Genomic DNA, 19268 nt, shown 5'->3' on the forward strand with positions numbered 1-19268 from the left:
TTAGCTTGCTGCTTGGCTCGCTAGATATTCAGTAATCGTTTTCGTTTCTGAAGCATCCGCACCTTGTAGATTCCAACCAGTCGCATCTGTCAACGCTTCTTTTGTCGCTTGAATCGCCTCCATTTTTACGATCAAGTCATATGTTGCATTTGTATATTCTGTTCCTATTGCATTTGTAAATACTAATTTTTTCAATAAGTGAGGAGTTGTAGCACCTGAATTAACCGGACTTGTGAAATAGAAATAACCATCTTCCTTATTATAAGTCCACTTATTATTTGCTAAAGCTGTCGTTACAGTCATATCTGTTCCATATTCTATATGAATACCACTGATGCCTAAAGCTGCTTTATCTGCTTGAACGCCTTTTTTATCTGATGCGGCTGTTGGAATTTGTTCACCAGCAATTGCAGGAGAAGCCGCAGGAATACCAGAAAGTCCTAAAGCAGTAGCTCTATAGTCATAATCTACATCATATTTCTTTCCAGCACTTCCCAGTAAAGAGGCTTTTGCAGCAGTCGCTTCTGCTGATGCACCTTCTAATGTAGAGGCAGCCCAGTTAGCTACGTTATTACTATAACCACCTTTATAAACAGAATACTCCGCTTTGTTCATGACAAAATCCCAATCCTCTGCTGATGAACCGACCGTATTGCCGCTTTTCACAGAAACATCTGTTGTCATTGCCTGAAATTTCCCTGAACTGTACTCGAAAAACGCTGCGTAGCTAAACGTAGTATTCTCATCACCAGTCACAGGATCTTTCGTGACAGATCCGTTTGCATAGACTTTAACTCCTGTTGGCAAAGCTGCTCCCTGACTGTCTTTTACTTTTCCAGTTATATCTGCATAACCACTGCCGGCTACTGTATATTTTTCACCGTCAAATTCTACAGGTACATCATCCGACATCGCAGGTGTAGCATTCTTTTTCCAACCTTCAGTCCGATTTGTCACTGCACCTTTTTCTGTCAGATAATTTAATACTTCTTCATAAGACACACGCACAAAAACAGGCGTATTCCCAGAATTTGTCACTGCTACTTCTTTCGTTGCATCAGTTCCTGGTACGATCGGCTTTGGATTCCATAACTCTTCCACGCTGACACTACCGTCTTTGATTGCTGCAGTCTTCACACGGTTGATTCGTTGATCCTGAGAATTGATCCACGCAAAAGTACCTGCTCCTGCTGCCAATAATGCTAAAAGTGCGGCAGCTACCAACTTTTTCTTTTTGTTCTTTTTCATTTTTCTTTATCCTCCTAAAGATAATAATTTATATTCTCACGCCGCTATTAACAGCCGACGTGCTAATATCATTGCTCGTATATTGGCTGTTTCGAAGTCCTTTTTCTTCGGATATATTTTTCCTTTGGTGAAAACAAATAAGCTTTCAATACTAAGAAAAATCCGTATAAGGAAAGAACACAAACAAGACAAGCCCAAAATTCTTCCCGAATAAAATCTAAAAAATCACCAACTTTTGGAACAGCTACAATCACTTTACCGAGTACACGATCTGCAGCTATTGGCGGATCATTACTTTGATTGGCGTCTCCTTTAGTAATCAAAAAATCACCTTTTTCGCCGTTCAACTCATCTTTACGATCAACCATTCTATGAGTCAAATAGCGGGAGCCGTCACCTACAGCAAATGTCACAATATCATTTTTCTTTACTTTCGTTCCATCTGTCATTTTGACGATCACGATATCCCCTGCATAAAAACCACCTTTGAGACCGTTCTCTTGCGGAACCATCGAATTGGTCAAAACGGTATAGAAACGATAGCCGAAAATCGATGCTGTAGATTTCGAGCTAAAGGAAAACATCACCGCCATCATAATAATGCCGATCGTAACCACATAAAAAAATAGATTGCCCAAAAAAGAAAATAGTACGACTGCTGGTTTCTTTTCAGTAATTTTGGGTTCGTGTCTCTGATGACGTCTTCTTATCTTCTGCTTTTGAAAGTCATCTCCCTGTCGAATCCGCCGAGCTCTGTCAACTTTCTCCCTTCTTTCAAAAGAAGTTGATACTTGTCGATCAGTACTTGGCTTTGATTTTCGTCTCGGTCTTGCATTACCTTCATAGTACTTTTCAACCTTCGGACGTCGCTGATCGTAATCGGCTTTATTTCGGGAATGACGCTTAGGACGCTGTTTTCTATCTATTGTTTCACTAGAGTGATCTAACTTTTTAACAGCTGGTCTCCTTGACATATGCTTCCCTCCCACTCATTACTTTTTCTACTACTACATAAGAAAAACTCTAACTAGAAATCAATAAGCTTATCTAAATGTAATTATTTTTAACCACCTAAGAAAAATGATACTACATGTTATTTTTTAAATCAATTCATTTTTAAAATTCCTTAAAAATCTATTTGTTTTATGTTCAATTATTAATTAAAATAGCTTTCATATATACACCGACTCTATTCCGAATTATGGAAATAAAAAGAAAAAAACAACCTTTCGTTTATTTTAAAAATAAACATATTTATATTTTTTGTTATTTTATCTCTTTTAAAAAGACTGATTATACTTATAAATGCAATAATTTCACAAACAAAAATAAACTGCATAGAATAACTTTGTCAGTCATTCCATGCAGTTTATTTTGTTCAGTTTTTTACGCCTCAAATAGACTCCGAGTTGCTTCTCTGATTTTTTGTGCGACATAAGGATTATTCATCGTATATAAGTGAATACCATCCGCACCCTGAGCAACTAAATCTACAATTTGATTAATTGCATAGGCAATTCCAGCATCTCTGATCGCTTCTGGATTATGTTCATAACGCTCCATCATTTTTAAAAATTTTGTTGGCAAAGTCACGTTTGACATTTTTACCATTCGTTCGATCTGCTTTTTGTTTACAACAGGCATTATTCCTGCCTGAATCGGTATATCGATACCTGCTATCTCACATTTTTCTTTGAAGGTATAAAAGTAGTGATTATCAAAGAACAATTGTGTGATCAGTTGATTTGTCCCCGCATCTACTTTTCGTTTCAAATTTTGAATATCTTCCACTGAGCTTGCTGCATCACTATGAGTTTCAGGATAACAGGCACCGATTATATTGAACTTCCCTTGTTCATGAATAAACGTGATGAGATCGTTCGCATAAACAAAATCTTTCTTAGGCTCTTTATCAGGGAGAATATCTCCTCTTAACGCCAAAATATTCTCCACCTTCTTTTGTTTTAACTCATCCAAAATTGTGATGACCTCATTTTTAGAAAAATTGACAGCAGGTAAATGAGCCACACTCGGCAAAAATTGTTCTTCTTGAATTTTTTGAGCAATATCTGCTGTACTTAAATTATTTCCTGTGCCACCAGCACCTAATGTGACACTGATAAAATCAGGCCTTTGTCCTTTTAAACGTTCTAACGTATGATAAATCGTCTCCACAGGAGCTGTTCTTCTTGGCGGAAATATTTCAAAAGAAAAAACGGTTTTTTCTTTAAACAAGGCATCTGTTCTCATTTAAATCCCTCCACGTACCTGTTTAGCTGCGAGGACTAAATTTTTCAAGCTTGCATGTGTTTCTGGGACTCCGCGCGTTTTCAATCCACAGTCTGGGTTGACCCAAACTTTTTCAACAGGCAATTTCTTTAAAATATTATGGATCGTTTCTTCAATTTCTCCGACTAAAGGTACTCGTGGTGAATGGATATCATAAACACCAGGGCCAACTTGGGTTTGAAAATCGATTGCTTTCAGAGCATCCAAGATCGTTAAATTCGAGCGTGAAGCTTCAAATGAAATCACATCTGCATCCATATTATCGATATCCCGAATAATATCCGCAAACTCGCTATAACACATATGTGTATGAATTTGAGTCGCTGGCTGAACTTTACTATGCACTAAACGAAACGCTGGAATCGCCCAATCCAAATATTCAGAATGCCAGTCGGATTGGCGCAACGGTAATTTTTCCCGCAAAGCCGCTTCATCGATCTGAATGATCTCGATCCCATTGGCTTCTAGATCTAAAACTTCTTCTTGAATCGCTAAAGCCAACTGCAGTGTCGACTCTTTCAAACTGATATCCTCTCGCGGAAACGACCAATTTAAAATCGTCACAGGTCCTGTCAGCATTCCTTTCATTGGCTTATCCGTCAAACTTTGAGCGTACTTAGAATATGAAACTGTAATTGGTTTTGACCGAGAAACATCTCCCCAGATAATCGGCGGTTTCACACAACGAGTGCCGTAAGATTGCACCCAAGCCTTTTCCGTAAACAAATACCCATCCAAACTTTCGCCAAAATACTCTACCATGTCATTTCGTTCAAACTCCCCATGAACAAGAACATCCAGCCCGATCTCTTCTTGGAATGCCACACACTCAGCAATTTTTTCTTGATTGAATGTAGTATATTCCGCTTCCGTGATTTCACCTTTTTTGAATTTAGCGCGATTTTGTTTCACTTCTTTTGTTTGTGGAAATGAACCAATCGTTGTTGTTGGCAAGAGCGGCAGGTTCAATTTTTCTTTTTGAATCGCCGCACGTTCTACTAATACTGGCTGACGAACAAAATCAGTATCTGTCAAAGATTTAATTTTCTGTGCCAATTGCCCATTTTTAATAAAACGCTCCTGATTGAATAAGCTGACATTTTTTTCTAATACTGCTTGATGAGCTTGCTTGTCTTCATTGATTTTCTTCACATCATTTATTTCAGCCAGTTTCTCAACAGCAAAAGCAAAATGATTCGTTACATCAACACCCAGAGAAGTTTCATTTTTTAGTGTAAATGGCACATGCAGTAACGAACAAGATGTATTTAAGACGATCTCACCTACTAATTGAAGCTTTTCAATCAAAGCTAATGATTTTTGATAGTCATTCGCCCAAATATTTTTCCCATTTATAATCCCTGCAAATAGCACTTTATCTTTTGGAAAACCATATTCTTCGACTAATTCAAGTGTTTTTCTCCCTTCAACGAAATCCAGACCGATTCCGTCAAAAGGTAGATCAATTAAATCCTGATACACATCTCGGACGTCTCCAAAATATGTCTGAATTAAGATATTCAGCTTTCCTTTTTCACCAAGGAGTGCTTGATACAATGCTTTGAATTGCTTGTTTTCTTCCTGCGTCAAATCTAATACTAGTGCTGGTTCATCGATCTGAAGCCATTCACACTCTTCTTGAGATAAGTCTGCAAATAATTGAGCATACGCTGTAATGGCCGCTTGATAAAAATCTTCTGCACGCTTGTGCCCGTGATATGTAGCTAATTTCAGCAATGTAAAAGGCCCCAATATCGTTGGACGTGTTTTGATTCCTAGAGCTTTTGCTTCTTTAAATGTATCGACTAACTTACTACTAACTAGCTGAAGTGTCGTTTCATCATCAATTTCCGGAACCATGTAATGATAATTTGTATTGAACCATTTCTTCATGGCTAACGCCGTTACATCACCAGCTTCACCTTGATACCCTCTTGCCAAGGCAAAATAGGTTTCAAGCGGCGATAACTCTAACTCTTTATATTTCTTCGGTACTAAATTCAGCAGGACTGCTGTATCCAATGTCGTATCGAAAAAAGAAAAATCACCACTAGGAATGAAATCAATGCCCTGATCGACTAAAAGCTGCCAATGCTTTTTCCGCAATTCTTTTCCCGTAGTCTCCAGATCATCCGCTGTGATCTCTTTTCTAAAATACTTTTCTGTCGCAAATTTCAATTCCCGTAATTCCCCAACACGAGGGAAACCAATAATCGATGTTTTCATACATTTCCTCCTCCAAAAGGTATTTCAACTACTTTACCACGAGAAAGAAATATAGAATAACACTTATTTTCTATCATTTAATATAGTTTAAAGCTATATTAAATAAAAAAAATTACGTCACTCCTCTTCAAGTCACGTAATTCTCTCATTTTTCTGATTGGCTATTCCATTCTATCTTTTAAATATTCCTTCGCCTCTTTATTGATCACTTTAAGATCAACGCCTTGCTTTGTTGCGGCAAATAGACAGCCGCAATAACATTGACGATAGACATCGTATTCTTTGCAAAGTTCGATCGAACGCTTATACCCATTATTCTTTTTAAAATCACTCGGTAAATAATTCGTTGCATAGAATTTTTGAATATCGATTCCGATTTCATTGATCAACTGACTATTTTTTTTAGGTGATAAGGTCAACGCACTACCGAAATAATCATAACCTAACTCCTGAGCTTTTTCAGCAACGATATCTAATCGCATTTGAAAACAAGCAGAACAACGCTTACCACCTTCCGGCTCTTCTGCTAAGTTATTTGTCTTGACCATCTGCAAGAATTCATTTGGTTCATATGGGGCTGCTAAGAACTTAACCTGATTATTCGTCCGTTCATTGAAATCCTCTACAAATTTTTTTTGAACGAGTTCTCTGCGCTGATACTCTGTACGAGGATGGATATTCGAATTAGCAAAATAAATCGTCACATCTGCATATTTCGTTAAGTATTCGAGTGTATACGTACTGCAGGGGGCACAACAGCTATGAAGCAAAATGGTTGGACGAATCGCTTCTTTTTCCCAGTCTGCAATGACCTTTTGCAATACACGATCATAGTTTATTTTTTGATTTGGAGGCATTTTCTCCATTATTTCGGTTAGGTTTATCACCTAAATCACCTCCAAAATTTATCGTTCAATATTTTTCATTTTACTTCTTCTATTACCATTTATCCAGACTATTTTACAAAAATCAAATTCAAATTCTTACGCTCACTACAACTAATATAACAGAATAACGTTTTTTATTACAATACTATTGCAAAAACATTTCCTTTAGATTACAATAAGTACATCAAAAGGAGGTAACATAATGAAAAAATCAACACTATTCACGGTAACACTACTATTAGTAACATTAAGTGCGTGCGGTGAGAAAAAGGAGAATCAAGCTGAACAACCACAAACATCGACTCAAGTAGTAACAACTGATACTAAAGTAAAAACAGATGCTTCAACAACAACCGAGACTACCAATGCAATAAATGTAAGTTCATCATCGGTTGGCGAAGAAGCTAACACTGAAACAAGCACGAATACACAAGAAGCTACTCCTAAGGATCCACAAACAATCTACAATGCTTTAATGGGCGAATGGCGTTCAACTGAAAATGATGCTAATGACATACAATGGTCCGCTTCATTTACAGGTGGGTCTGCAAGCATAGCTCCTATGTCAGGTGTAGGCGGTGCTTTTTCTATTAAATTAGCGTCTTTAAATTGGGATGAACAAAATCAAAGTCTACTCATCACAAATGAAGTGTATGACGCAGAAGGAAATCATGTTCCTGATAATGACTTCACATTAACTGTTCATGACATCGATTTAGAGAGTTTTTCCCAAATGTCCGTTTCAGGCTCCTTCTTCGGTCCATCTGATTTAACTTATCATAGAGCTTAATTGTTTAATTAAAAGAGCGAGACAACCGTCAAAACAGACGTTTGCCTCACTCTTATTTTATTTTGTTACTTTAAAATAATCAATATGTGCATGCTCATAATCCATGACTTCAAAAGTAAATTCATTAAATGCGAATCGATCTCCAACTGTAATTTGAGTATTCTTTTGTTCAACAATAAATCCTGCTAAAGTCGACATTTCAGATGCTTCAAATTCTGGGATCTTAACGTTGAAATAGCGCTCAAAATCATCCAACGTGATTTTTCCTGAGATGATATAAGTATTCTCTGACTCTTTTGCGATCAAAGCTGTTTCCAAGTCCGTTTCATCACGAATATCTCCAACAAGCTCTTCTAAAATATCTTCGATCGTGACCATTCCTGTGGTGCCACCATATTCATCTTTTAAAATCGCAATGTGTTTTCCCTCTTTACGCATCATTGTCAACAAGGTTTTGATAGGCGTCGTCGCTAGGGCTACGATCGGTTCTTCTACTAAATCACAAACTTTTCTTTCTCCATCTACAAAAGATTCTCTGATCAATGTCGGTAAAGTCACATAGCCAAGTACCTGATCTTTTGACTCTTCGATCACAGGATACCTCGTATGTCCCCGTTTTAAAGAATGCTGGATCGCTTGCGTGACCGTTTCATCTGCCTCAAAAACTTCCATGGATGTCCGATCGACTTGAATTTCTTTTGCAAGGGTATCATCAAATTCAAAGACATTCTCCATATAATGATACTCTTCCTTTGTCAGCTCACCTTTTTTATAAGAATCGACTGCCACAAAAAGCAATTCCTCTTGAGTCAAGGTTTCCTCCCCTTCTGAAACCAGCTTGATCCCTAATAATTTACCTAATCCAGCTGCTGAGTGATTCAATAACCAAATAAACGGATACATGATCTTATAAAAATAATGCAGCGGTTTAACAATAGCTAAAACAACTTTTTCTGTCTGCGCGATACTATAACTTTTAGGTAATAGCTCACCTACGACAACATCGACATAAGTCACCAACGCAAAGCCTAGAATAATAGAAATCGTTCGGCTCAATGCAGCACTGATTGGTAAATTACCTATCAAAGGGTGCAGTAAAGCCGCCACAGATCCTTCACCGACCCAACCAATGATCAATCCTGTCAACGTGATTCCCAATTGACTTGCTGATAAATAAGCATCTAAATGATGGGTGACATGAATCGCCAGTTCAGCATTTTTGACTCCATCTTTTTTTAGTTGTTCCAATCTAGACATTCGAATCTTTACTAAAGCAAATTCGCTTGCTACAAAAAATGCAGTAACAGCGATCATTAAAAATAAAATAAAAAAATTGATTGCAAGCATTTCCTACACCTCGTTTTTCTTCTCTGTGCTCATTATACTTGTCTAATCAAAATTGTGCGAACAAGAACAATCAAAAAAACTTCAGTCCGATTAACGGACTAAAGCTTTTTGACGTTATAACACAGGTTTTCTTTCTCTTAAGCGTGTTTTACGTGTATCACCAATAATCAATGGAACTGATTCGTATTTCACTTCACTATATTCCAAACCAAACCAGTTTTCTGGAGTCGTCGTCCATTTTTTGATCGCTAGTTTCAGCTGCATGATCTGACGATCCCATTTTTTTAATTCGGTAACTTTTGAAAGCTCTTCACGGATGATGATAAATTGGAAATCACCCACTTCACGACCTGGAGTCAATGAATATCTTTGTGGTTGTTTTGGTAAACGGCCATCTTTCATTAAATCATGAACGATTTGACGAATATAAATATTTACCTCTTGAGCCACATGGAAGCCTAAATATAATTGAACTTGAACGATAAAATCGGTCCCCATCATATCAACAGAATATTCTTTTGTAAAAGGCTCATCTGTTACTTCAACATTGACAAACCAATAGACATTTGCTCTTTTCGGCTGTTTATCTAAGATCGAATAAATGATCGGTCGACCAATCTCTTCACCAATCAAATCAGGTGTCATGAAGACCACATTCGTTTGAGATTTCGGTACAGAAGTATCCTCTTTCAACATCCGTAACTGCTCCACATACTGATTAAGCGGTACAGTATCTGAGGTTTTCTCTTTGATGATATTGCCCCATTCCCAAATCGTCATCACTGTAAGGATCAACAAGGCGATTCCTACCGCAACGTAACCACCATGGAAGAATTTCGCAATACTTGAAACAAAGAAAATCGATTCTATACTACCGAAAAATAAAGTAACTAGATAAGCAACGCCACGCGGTACACCTTTTTGCAGTAGATAGAACATCAAAAGAATCGTCGTCATCAACATCGTTACAGTGATTGAAAGACCATATGCCGCTTCCATATGTGTAGATGTTCTAAAGGTAATAACGATCAATGAACAAATCAGCCACAACAATGTATTCACAGCCGGTATGTACATTTGACCAATATTTGCACCAGGATAAATGATTTTTAATCTTGGTAATAATTTTAATTTGATCGCTTCTGATACTAAAGTAAACGAACCGGAAATCAATGCTTGCGAAGCAATTACTGCCGCAATCGTAGCAAAAACAACACCAAACAACATGATGCTATTCGGCATCATTTGGAAAAATGGGTTCAGATTTTCAATTGCTAAAATTGAAGGATCATTTTTAGCACTTAAAATCCATGCCGCCTGACCTAAATAATTTAGCACTAGACAGACTTTGATATACGGCCAGCTAGCACGTATATTGTATTTCCCTACATGGCCTAAGTCAGAGTACAGTGCCTCTGCACCAGTCGTAGCAAGAAAGACATTTCCTAAAACAAAAATCCCCAGCTTATTTTCCGGACTCAATAAAAGATGGATCGCATAATACGGATTCAACGCACGTAGCACTGTCCAGTCCTGTCCAAAATTGATTAGTCCCATGATCCCTAAGAAAGTAAACCAAGCAAACATGATTGGACCAAAGGCTTTACCAACAGCATCTGTCCCAAATCGTTGCACTGAAAACAGCACAAGGATGATCACTAACGTAATAATCACAATAATATTTTGGTCATTTCCGAAACGCTCGAAAAATATCGGAATACCACGTAATCCTTCTATTGCAGTCGTCACAGTCACAGCTGGCGTCAGGACACCGTCTGCTAAAAGCGCTGCTCCTCCGATCATCGCCGGAATGATCAGATACTTTCCTTTTTTACGCACAAGCGTATATAAAGAAAAGATCCCTCCTTCACCATGGTTATCTGCATTCAAAGCAATCACAACATATTTGATCGTTGTTAAAATCGTCAGTGTCCAAAAAATCAATGACACCGCTCCAATAATAAAATTCTCTGACACATTTTGAAGACCGCCATTATCTCCAACGATTGCTTTCATTACATAAAGCGGACTAGTTCCGATATCGCCATAAACGACCCCCATAGCCACTAAAAGACCCGCAGCGGTCAATTTCTGATGATGCGAAAACTTAGATTTCTCTCCCACAAGATTCTCCTCCTAAAATTAAAAGCTAAAAGAGCTCGGTCAGTCTCGACTGAAAAATAGGGAATATGATACGTGGTGTTCTTTACCACGAATCTTATTCATCTTTTTTCCGAGAGACTAGCTCTTGAAGCTAGATGATGCAAAAGCTAAAAGAGCTCGGTCAGTCTCGACTGAAAAATAGGGAATATGATACGTGGTGCTTTTACCACGAATCTTATTCATCTTTTTTCCGAGAGACTAGCTCTTGAAGCTAGATGATGCAAAAGCTAAAAGAGCTCGGTCAGTCTCGACTGAAAAATAGGGAATATGATACGTGGTGCTTTTACCACGAATCTTATTCATCTTTTTTCCGAGAGACTAGCTCTTGAAGCTAGATGATGCAAAAGCTAAAAGAGCTCGGTCAGTCTCGACTGAAAAATAGGGAATATGATACGTGGTGCTTTTACCACGAATCTTATTCATCTTTTTTCCGAGAGACTAGCTCTTGAAGCTAGATGATGCAAAAGCTGAACAGGCTCGATCTGCCTTGAATGGAAAATAGGAAAAATTGATTGAGACGCTTTTTGTCTCACTCCATTTTTATCTTTTTCCCGAAAGGCTAGCCTGTAAAGCTAGATGATGCAAGTTGCCAACCATTCTTTTTAAAATTTTCCACCTAAAAAGCAAAACAAGAGACCTAAGTGAAACGACACTTGGTCCTTACACTTAGGTCTCGCAATTTCATTCTTAGACCAGTGTTATTCACACTAGCTGTTGATCTAAGAACATAGTAAACTATGTCGCTACTCCCCTAAGATTTTTATTTGGAGATCCAAATAAAAATAGTGGTTGTAATTTTTTATTTAATTGAAAAAACCAATAAAAAGATAACTGATTTTGATAACAACTATAATACTCTCACACTATTTTAGCAAGTCTTTTATATAAATATTTTTTATTCATTTTTTCTACTAAAAAAAGACTTGGAATACTGTCTTTGTTAAAGTCAGCATTCCAGGTCTCTGTCCTATCTTTTTTACTCTTCCTCATCATCTGAAGAATAGTGGAATTTAATCATTTCATTCACAAAAATCGGTACGATAGAAAGGCCAAAAACCAACAGCCAATGATTCATACCAATCGGTACCAGACCAAATAATTCTTGTGTAAATGGCAACAATGCAATCACTGTTGTAATAATCACTGCTAACACTGCCATTTCAAATAATGATTTGTTCGTTGCAAGTTTTACTCTAAATATCGATTGAGTGCTTCTAACATTGAACACATGTAAAATCGATGAATAAGCTAAAATCAAGAAAGCTACCGTTTGACCTACTTCATAGCTTGCATCAAAGAAATATGATACTGAATCAACATTTGCCCCTAAATAGAAACCAAAAAGTGTGATCACTGTGAAAACAAAGGCGTTGATCCCGATTTTTTGCCATAAACCGCGCGCAAAAATCCCTTCATTTCTAGGAATTGGTGCTTCATCCATGATTCCAGCTTCAGCAGGCTCTTTCCCGAGAGCAAAACCTGGCAGCCCATCTGCAACCACGTTGACAAACAGTAGTTGTACAGCTGTAAACGGTGCGCCCCAGCCTAAAAGCATGGCTATCAATACAATAAAAATCTCTGAAATATTACAACTAAGCAGAAAATTTACTGCTTTACGGATATTTCTGTAAACTGCTCGTCCCTGAGCAACAGCATCGACGATCGTTGCAAAGTTATCATCTGTTAAAATCATATCGGCCGCACCTTGGGCTACATCCGTTCCAGTAATCCCCATCGCGCACCCAACATCGCTAGCCTTCAAGGCAGGAGCATCATTGACACCATCTCCCGTCATTGCTACCACAGCACCTGTCCGCTGCCATGATTTTACGATTCTAATCTTGTCCTCTGGTGTTACACGCGCATAAACAGAGAGAGATTTTACTCGTTGATCTAGCTCTTCATCTGACATTTGTTGTAATTCCGAACCAGTCAATGCTTCACTTTTATCTTGTAAAATGCCTAATTCTTTTGCAATTGCGCCGGCAGTCACCACGTGATCTCCTGTGATCATTACAGTTTTGATCCCTGCTTTTTTAGCTCTGGCAATTGCTCCCTTACTTTCAGGTCTCGGTGGATCGATCATCCCAATCAATCCTAATAGCCTTAAATTCTTCTCTAAGGCTTCAGAAGTAATTTCAGTAGGTTCTTCATCATAGATCGCATAACCGACTGCAATCACTCGTAAAGCCCTTTTTCCGAAGCGATCATTAACTACAGCAGCCTGATCTAAATCCCCAAATCGAAAACGGGTCAGTAAGACATCAAAGGCTCCTTTGGTAACAGAAATATATTTTTTTCCCATTTTATGGACTGTCGTCATCATTTTACGATCTGAATCAAATGGAATTTCGCCAATTCTCGGGTATTTTTCTTCCAGCTCAGCTTTTGTATGGTAGTTTTCTTCAACTGCACGCACAATTGCTGCCTCTGTTGGATTTCCTTGAATGACTAAGTCATCACCCTCTTTGTCCACGATCACGTCTGTACAAAGGGCTGCCATTTTTAGCACTTCCATCGCTTCATCTGTCATCGCATCTTCTGTATCTGTTACTTCATCTCCACGAGACCAAACACGTCTAACACGCATTTTATTTTGCGTAAGCGTTCCTGTTTTATCTGAGCAAATGACATTAGCAGTCCCGAGTGTTTCAACTGCTGGTAAACGGCGGATAATCGCATGTTTTTTCGCCATTTTCTGCACGCCAAAAGCCAACGTTAGGGTCACGATGACCATCAACGTTTCAGGTACAGCTGCAACTGCTAATGAAACGGCCGTCATGAACATTTCCAATAATGGCTCGCCTTGTAACTGTCCAATAATAAAAACAATGGCAGCTGCTCCTAATGCAATCAGGCTAATTCGTTTTCCTAGTTGATTTAAACGTTTTTGCAATGGTGTTTGCTGTGTGACATCGTCGTTCAATAAGCCTGCAATTTTGCCCATCTCGGTCTGCATACCTGTCGCTGTGACAACCGCTCTGCCGCGACCGTTTGCAACCGTGCATCCTTTGAATACCATGTTCAACTGATCTCCAAGCGGTGCATCCTTTTCTATTATGTACTCTGAATCTTTTTCGATTGGTTCGCTTTCACCAGTCAGTGCTGATTCTTCTACTCTTAACTGAGCAGTCTGAATCAACCGTGCATCTGCCGTGATCATCGCTCCCGATTCTAAAACAAGGATATCTCCAACAACAACAGCCTCTGCATCAATCGTTTCGACTTTGCCGTCACGTAAAACAGCACTACTTTGCTTATTCATGTTTTGAAGAGCTGCAAGTGATTTTTCTGCATTTCCTTCTTGAACGATTGCCAACACTGCATTAATGATCACGATGGCAATGATCAGGATTCCCTCAAAGTAATCACCATGCTCAGTCGCGATCGCTGTATAAAACGAGATCGCTGCTGCAACTAATAAAATGATTGTTGTAAAATCTGATAGACTGTGAAGAAATTTCTTCAAAACAGAATCTTTTTTGGTTTCTTGAAACTTATTTGCACCATGTTCAGCCAGTCGTTTTTTTACTTCTTGCTCCGTTAACCCTTGCTCTTTATTTGTATTTACTTCTTTGATAATTGTTTCGATAGGTTGTTTGTATGCGTCCATCCTATCCCCCCATTCTTATTTTTTCCTTCTATTAATATAGTGGCTATATTCACTATAACATGTTTTTTTTTCAGACTTCAATAAATATGGCTAATTTTTCATTTTTCTTTCTAGCTTTAGCTACTATTTGACTAAATATTTTATAAAAAAAGGAGCTTTTATGTTGAAAACGCTTACTTTTTATGTTACTATAATTATAGAAGGAAGGAGGATATATCAGTCGTATTGAAGAATTTCTCGAAGCATGAAATGAGTAAACACAAAATTGTTAGCAGAGCACGATTCACCTTTCAACACCTATATGTGTAAAGTAAAAAATCATAAAAACATCTTTACAAATAGTGAATATGCATAAAAACACTGAAGATTTAGTCTCATTTAAAGAAAAGAATGCATATAAAGATAGTTTGATTAAAAAAATATTTTTAAGAAATGTAGAAAATGTAATGAAGACAACATTTGGTTTATGAACAAGAAATTCAACTAATTACTTTGCATGTATAACTAGAAGTAAAAAAAATATAAATCAATACACTGATTCCTTCCGGAAACGAAGGCCAAGCTAGTCGAGAAGCTTGGCTTTTTTCTTTGCAAGATATTTGTAAGTGAAAGTAAGATATGGTATAGTGACTATGCGCTTTTTATTTGATACATAAATTAGACTATTGGAGGGATTTGCATTGCCAAAAAAGAAGAACTCATCCTTTGAGAGTTCCATTCACGTCTACAGAGCTATGAAACGCATGACCCAACAGGAACTTGCTGATAAAGTAGGAGTATCTAGACAAACTATCATTCAACTAGAGAGAAATAGGTACAATCCTTCCCTTTTATTGGCTCATGACATAGCAGATGTTTTTGAAGTGCCGATTGAACAAATCTTCACTTTCAAAAAATTAACAGACGACGAGCAAACAAGCGAAGAAACCGATTAACGGAAGGAAAGGATAAATTATGATCGAATCACTTAAATCTTTTTTTGATAACTTGCCTGTAAATCATTGGTCTAGCCTAGTAGTTGTTATATTGTATTCATCGTGTACTCTGTTTACTTTTTCTTTAGCAAAGAAGGAAAAGATGAACGTGGAAAGAAAATTATTTCAACTGCAAGCTTTATTTCTTTCATTGTCACTTTGGTAATACTTTTCTCATTGAGCAATCTATTTTACGAGGTTGCATCATACAATGAACTAGCTTACTCATGGATTTTAAACTTTGCAGTACTAATTATATCTAGTGCCGAAGCTATTGGCATTATGATCTTGAAAAAGACAATCTAAAAAAGCTAACTAACGTTAGCTTTTTTTTATGAATTTTTATGGCCAACAAATTAATCTTGACCAACCACCAACAGTATTTGCAACAATTGTTTCAGAGCGATCAATTGTATCTTCGGAATTTTTACTTCTTTCAAATGAAGCTCCAACAACCGCATCCACTTTTTTTGTATCTTTTGCTGTTTCCATTTTCTCAATAGATAATTTTCTCATGATATTTTTTCTCCCCCTTATCTTAATAATTTGATTATAAGATGTTCCACTAAATAAGTAAAGTTCTTTTTTCAGATTGTTTATTGGATAAATAGTACTGATGGAACTTCATGTACGTTAAATGTTCGTAATAATTGATACCCAATTCCAGCTAAGCCGCCAAAGAGACTAATTGGATAGCTTTCTGAATCAGACTTCAAGATGAAGCTCTTTTTGACTAATAACATATTATTATCTGTATAATCTTCAGCTGTCCCAGCCGTTCCATGACACAAGCAATCATTTTGGGATGGTAAACTATTTACTTTTTCTATAGGAAAATCGATCTGAAGCCTCTCACAAACATACCTTATCCCTAAAGAACCACGACACCACGAATCATTTTGTATCTGCTCAGTCGCTAATTTTTCTATGAATTTTTCTTTATACCACAAAAGAATAGTCTCTGCTTTTTTATCCTGTAAAACTTGATTTGCCTGATACACACCGTACAAAACTCCAGCATATCCATGAGCAAAACTATTATCTGTCATTTCCTGACACGCCATTGAATCCATATATTTCGCAAGCACTTGTTTAGCCAATGGAAGCTTTAGAGACTGATAAATCACTGTCAACACCGCAAGCAAACTACTTCTGCCATAGATCCACTCACTTTGTTGATTCTTTTGTGAGTTTGAAGTACGAAACAATACTTCTAGACTGTCCTCTAAATAGTGTCGATATTTTTCATCGCCAAGTAATCTATAGGCATAAAAAGCTATTGTAAGACGCATCCCATCAGAGAAAAAGGCGCTCTCGTAAGCTTCTTCATTATCCGTACAGTCAAAGATTTCTTTTTTCAGTATGTCGATCACACGTTGATACGTCTTTTTAGGAACATAATGGTTAAGATAAACAAAAAATAAATAGACTCCACCGCTCCCCTCATAAAGATCTTTCCCTGGATAGGAAATGAGTATGTCAAGATCATCAGCTGGCAAAATAGATAACCAATCTATGGTCTGTATTTTCGTATCTAAAGCAAGTTGCTCAATTATTTTATCTCCAATATCTGCTGCTCTTTGTAATAATGGTTCTTGAATAGTTGGGTTGTTCTCTGGGATCTCAATTTTCTGTACATCATATTCCAGCATTTCAAGACTTTCTTTCAATAAAAGATAAGAAAACTGACTCGTTGTTTTGGTGATTTGTTCCATATGGGCCACGGTCTCTTGCAGAGGTGAATATTTTAGCATTTGTGAAAATTCTTGACCGTTCACATAAATACTTGTTGAAGAAGTATTCGCTGTAAAAAAAGGAATATCATGCACTAATAATGACTCGACCTCAGTAGAAATAAGTGCTTTCGGCACGACCTTGCTAGCCCAGACATTTTCGATCACCTTTTCTCGTTCAATATAGTTTGACATACAATCTGTGTGCAGCGTAAAATTCAATAAATTTCCGTAATCCTGAGTATCTCTGTAAATTAGACGAATTTGTATTCCTGAAAAAAGCTCCTTAACTTTTTTTATGAAAACTGTTTTATTCTTAAGCAGAAGTGTGTTCATCTCTTTAAACGCTGTCAAGATAACTTTCCGGTACTTATGATAATCGACTTCAATGCCATTTAGACACGGAATATTGTTGGCCCCTGGCATGTAGGCTTCTTCTAAATGGAACGCAATTTCACTTGAATGCTCTTCTTTTAATCGACTGACTTTTTGAGGTAATTTTTGCTTCGTTCCCGATAATGCATCCAGCTCTATTTCACGCTTCCACTGCTTTCTTTGCGGGATCAGTCCTGTCACGATTACTGAATTTTTTTCTATTCTCAATTGTCGAGTATTTTTCTTTGTATGAGTGATATCTGGACGAATCAGGGTTTCTACATCGATTAAAACTGGCTGGTTTCCGTGAGCGATCACATTTTCCATATGTAGATCCGTTGCGCCTAGCCAGTAGGTCAGCGCCAATAGTTTTCCATACTGTTGATAAAATTCTACAACCTCATTTTCCTTTGTACATTCTTTATAACCGACCTTTTCCTCGATTGTAAAATCCGGTTGGACGAAACGCTGGACCTTGTAAAATGAGGCTGTTTTGTCTATTTCTTCTACATAGGTCAACAGCTCATTAAAGCGTTCGCCGATCTTTAATTCTTTAAATTTAAATACTAAAGAAACTTCTCCTAATTGAAACTGAATCACCGTCTTACCGTGTTCGTGACTATCCCCTTGTCCTAATGAAACATCCACAAGTTTAAAAGGGGACTCAACATGAAAAAGTTCAACTAGCTGCTCTGTCGAATGACTCAAAGAAGCAAGAAAGGTTTCAATTACGTCACAAGCAAATGTCAATCTGACAGCTAAAAGTCGAGCTAAGGTCGGATATTCTGCAAAAAACAAATAGGTTCGTTGCTTATCCCCAAGAAATTCTTTGATGTAGCTAACAAACTCCGCTTCTTTCGATTCTTCCTTTAGTTGATATTCCTCTATCATTTGATGGACATCCCATGCAAGGGTTTTTTGAGAAATAAAAAAGAACTCTTTTCTTAACTGTTCAACTAAATCACAGATCACTTCTTCTGTTATGAGGATTTCTGAATATTTTTTAGCCAGACCACGAATATGTTTTTCATAAAAAGCTAAATGAAAACGTAACGCAGCACTTAAGTTTAGTTCCTTGAGCGAGACTTCGTCTTTAAATAACCGTTGATGCAATTGGAACCACTGGCTCTTTTCAATTTCTGGCAGTAATAATTTCGCCCGTTCTTCAGTAAAGGGTAAAAATGCTCTACTAAACAGAAGTTCATCATAGGAATATTGCTTGAGCATTGCATTGAAATCAGCTGGTGTTAACAAACTTTTACGTGCCTGCCATTTCTTTAAGAACTGTTTTTCTTCTTCATCATCTATTTTCAAGTCTTTCCAACACTGAATCCTTTCTGAAATCGTTGTCGCATAGCTATACGTTACCTCTTCAATCATCTTTCTCTCTCCTTGATCATGTCATACCTTAATAATAATAAAAAAATAGTTGAAATACTATGCTAATTTTATTTTGTAGGAGCGCTTGTTACTTTATTTCGAACTAGATACACCATTTTCTTCCGTTTTTTTATCTCCTGTCATCAGTTTTAAAGATAACAAAATAAACATTCAAGATGACTTATTAAATCATCTAATTCTCATAAAAAATAACAATAAAATCGAGATGTTTATTTATTTCTC

General features: G+C 37.2%; 12 protein-coding genes. 2 read left to right on the forward strand and 10 right to left on the reverse strand.

Translation table 11 applies throughout. The features are described from left to right. The 5 genes from CC204_RS08835 to CC204_RS08855 form a co-directional block, all read right to left on the reverse strand. Positions 1–1248 carry a hypothetical protein gene (locus tag CC204_RS08835; RefSeq protein WP_088269855.1) on the reverse strand — a complete coding sequence of 416 codons (1248 nt, stop codon included), beginning with the start codon at positions 1246–1248 and terminating at the stop codon, positions 1–3. A 68-nt stretch (positions 1249–1316) separates the two neighbouring features. Continuing rightward, positions 1317–2222, reverse strand: a complete 906-nt coding sequence (locus CC204_RS08840; RefSeq protein WP_088269856.1) for a signal peptidase I — start codon at positions 2220–2222, stop codon at positions 1317–1319. 412 nt (positions 2223–2634) lie between these two features. Continuing rightward, a complete protein-coding gene (gene metF, locus CC204_RS08845) occupies positions 2635–3498 on the reverse strand; it encodes a methylenetetrahydrofolate reductase [NAD(P)H] (protein ID WP_088269857.1) in 864 nt (287 codons plus the stop codon). Then, positions 3499–5763, reverse strand: a complete 2265-nt coding sequence (gene metE / locus CC204_RS08850) for a 5-methyltetrahydropteroyltriglutamate--homocysteine S-methyltransferase (RefSeq protein ID WP_088269858.1) — start codon at positions 5761–5763, stop codon at positions 3499–3501. Between the two features lie 161 nt (positions 5764–5924). After that, the gene (locus CC204_RS08855; RefSeq protein WP_162288338.1) at positions 5925–6650 is read right to left on the reverse strand and encodes an epoxyqueuosine reductase QueH; all 726 of its coding nucleotides are present in this window, start codon (positions 6648–6650) and stop codon (positions 5925–5927) included. Between the two features lie 202 nt (positions 6651–6852). Here CC204_RS08855 and CC204_RS08860 point away from each other — a divergent pair, with 202 nt between their 5' ends. Beyond that, positions 6853–7440: a hypothetical protein gene (locus CC204_RS08860; protein ID WP_088269860.1), complete on the forward strand. Its 588-nt coding sequence runs from the start codon at positions 6853–6855 to the stop codon at positions 7438–7440. 57 nt (positions 7441–7497) lie between these two features. On the opposite strand, the gene CC204_RS08865 is transcribed toward CC204_RS08860, so the two are convergent. From CC204_RS08865 to CC204_RS08875, 3 genes are all read right to left on the reverse strand, one after another. Further along, the gene (locus CC204_RS08865; RefSeq protein WP_088269861.1) at positions 7498–8787 is read right to left on the reverse strand and encodes a hemolysin family protein; all 1290 of its coding nucleotides are present in this window, start codon (positions 8785–8787) and stop codon (positions 7498–7500) included. A 114-nt stretch (positions 8788–8901) separates the two neighbouring features. Next, positions 8902–10848, reverse strand: a complete 1947-nt coding sequence (locus CC204_RS08870; RefSeq protein ID WP_227011262.1) for a KUP/HAK/KT family potassium transporter — start codon at positions 10846–10848, stop codon at positions 8902–8904. A 1078-nt stretch (positions 10849–11926) separates the two neighbouring features. Then, positions 11927–14563, reverse strand: coding sequence for a cation-translocating P-type ATPase (locus tag CC204_RS08875; RefSeq protein ID WP_088269863.1), 2637 nt, complete (start codon positions 14561–14563; stop codon positions 11927–11929). 680 nt (positions 14564–15243) lie between these two features. On the opposite strand from CC204_RS08875, the gene CC204_RS08880 reads away from it, so the two are divergent. After that, positions 15244–15498: a helix-turn-helix transcriptional regulator gene (locus CC204_RS08880; RefSeq protein ID WP_086329112.1), complete on the forward strand. Its 255-nt coding sequence runs from the start codon at positions 15244–15246 to the stop codon at positions 15496–15498. A 381-nt stretch (positions 15499–15879) separates the two neighbouring features. Here the strand turns inward: CC204_RS08880 and CC204_RS21380 are convergent, their stop codons facing one another. Further along, the gene (locus CC204_RS21380; RefSeq protein ID WP_188634503.1) at positions 15880–16053 is read right to left on the reverse strand and encodes a hypothetical protein; all 174 of its coding nucleotides are present in this window, start codon (positions 16051–16053) and stop codon (positions 15880–15882) included. Between the two features lie 80 nt (positions 16054–16133). Beyond that, positions 16134–19025 (reverse strand): type 2 lanthipeptide synthetase LanM, encoded by a 2892-nt coding sequence (lanM, locus tag CC204_RS08890; protein ID WP_088269864.1) that lies wholly within the window; start codon positions 19023–19025, stop codon positions 16134–16136. Between the last annotated feature and the right edge of the window lie 243 nt (positions 19026–19268).

Origin of the sequence: Enterococcus wangshanyuanii, assembly GCF_002197645.1 — a bacterium.
GTDB classification, from domain to species: domain Bacteria; phylum Bacillota; class Bacilli; order Lactobacillales; family Enterococcaceae; genus Enterococcus_L; species Enterococcus_L wangshanyuanii.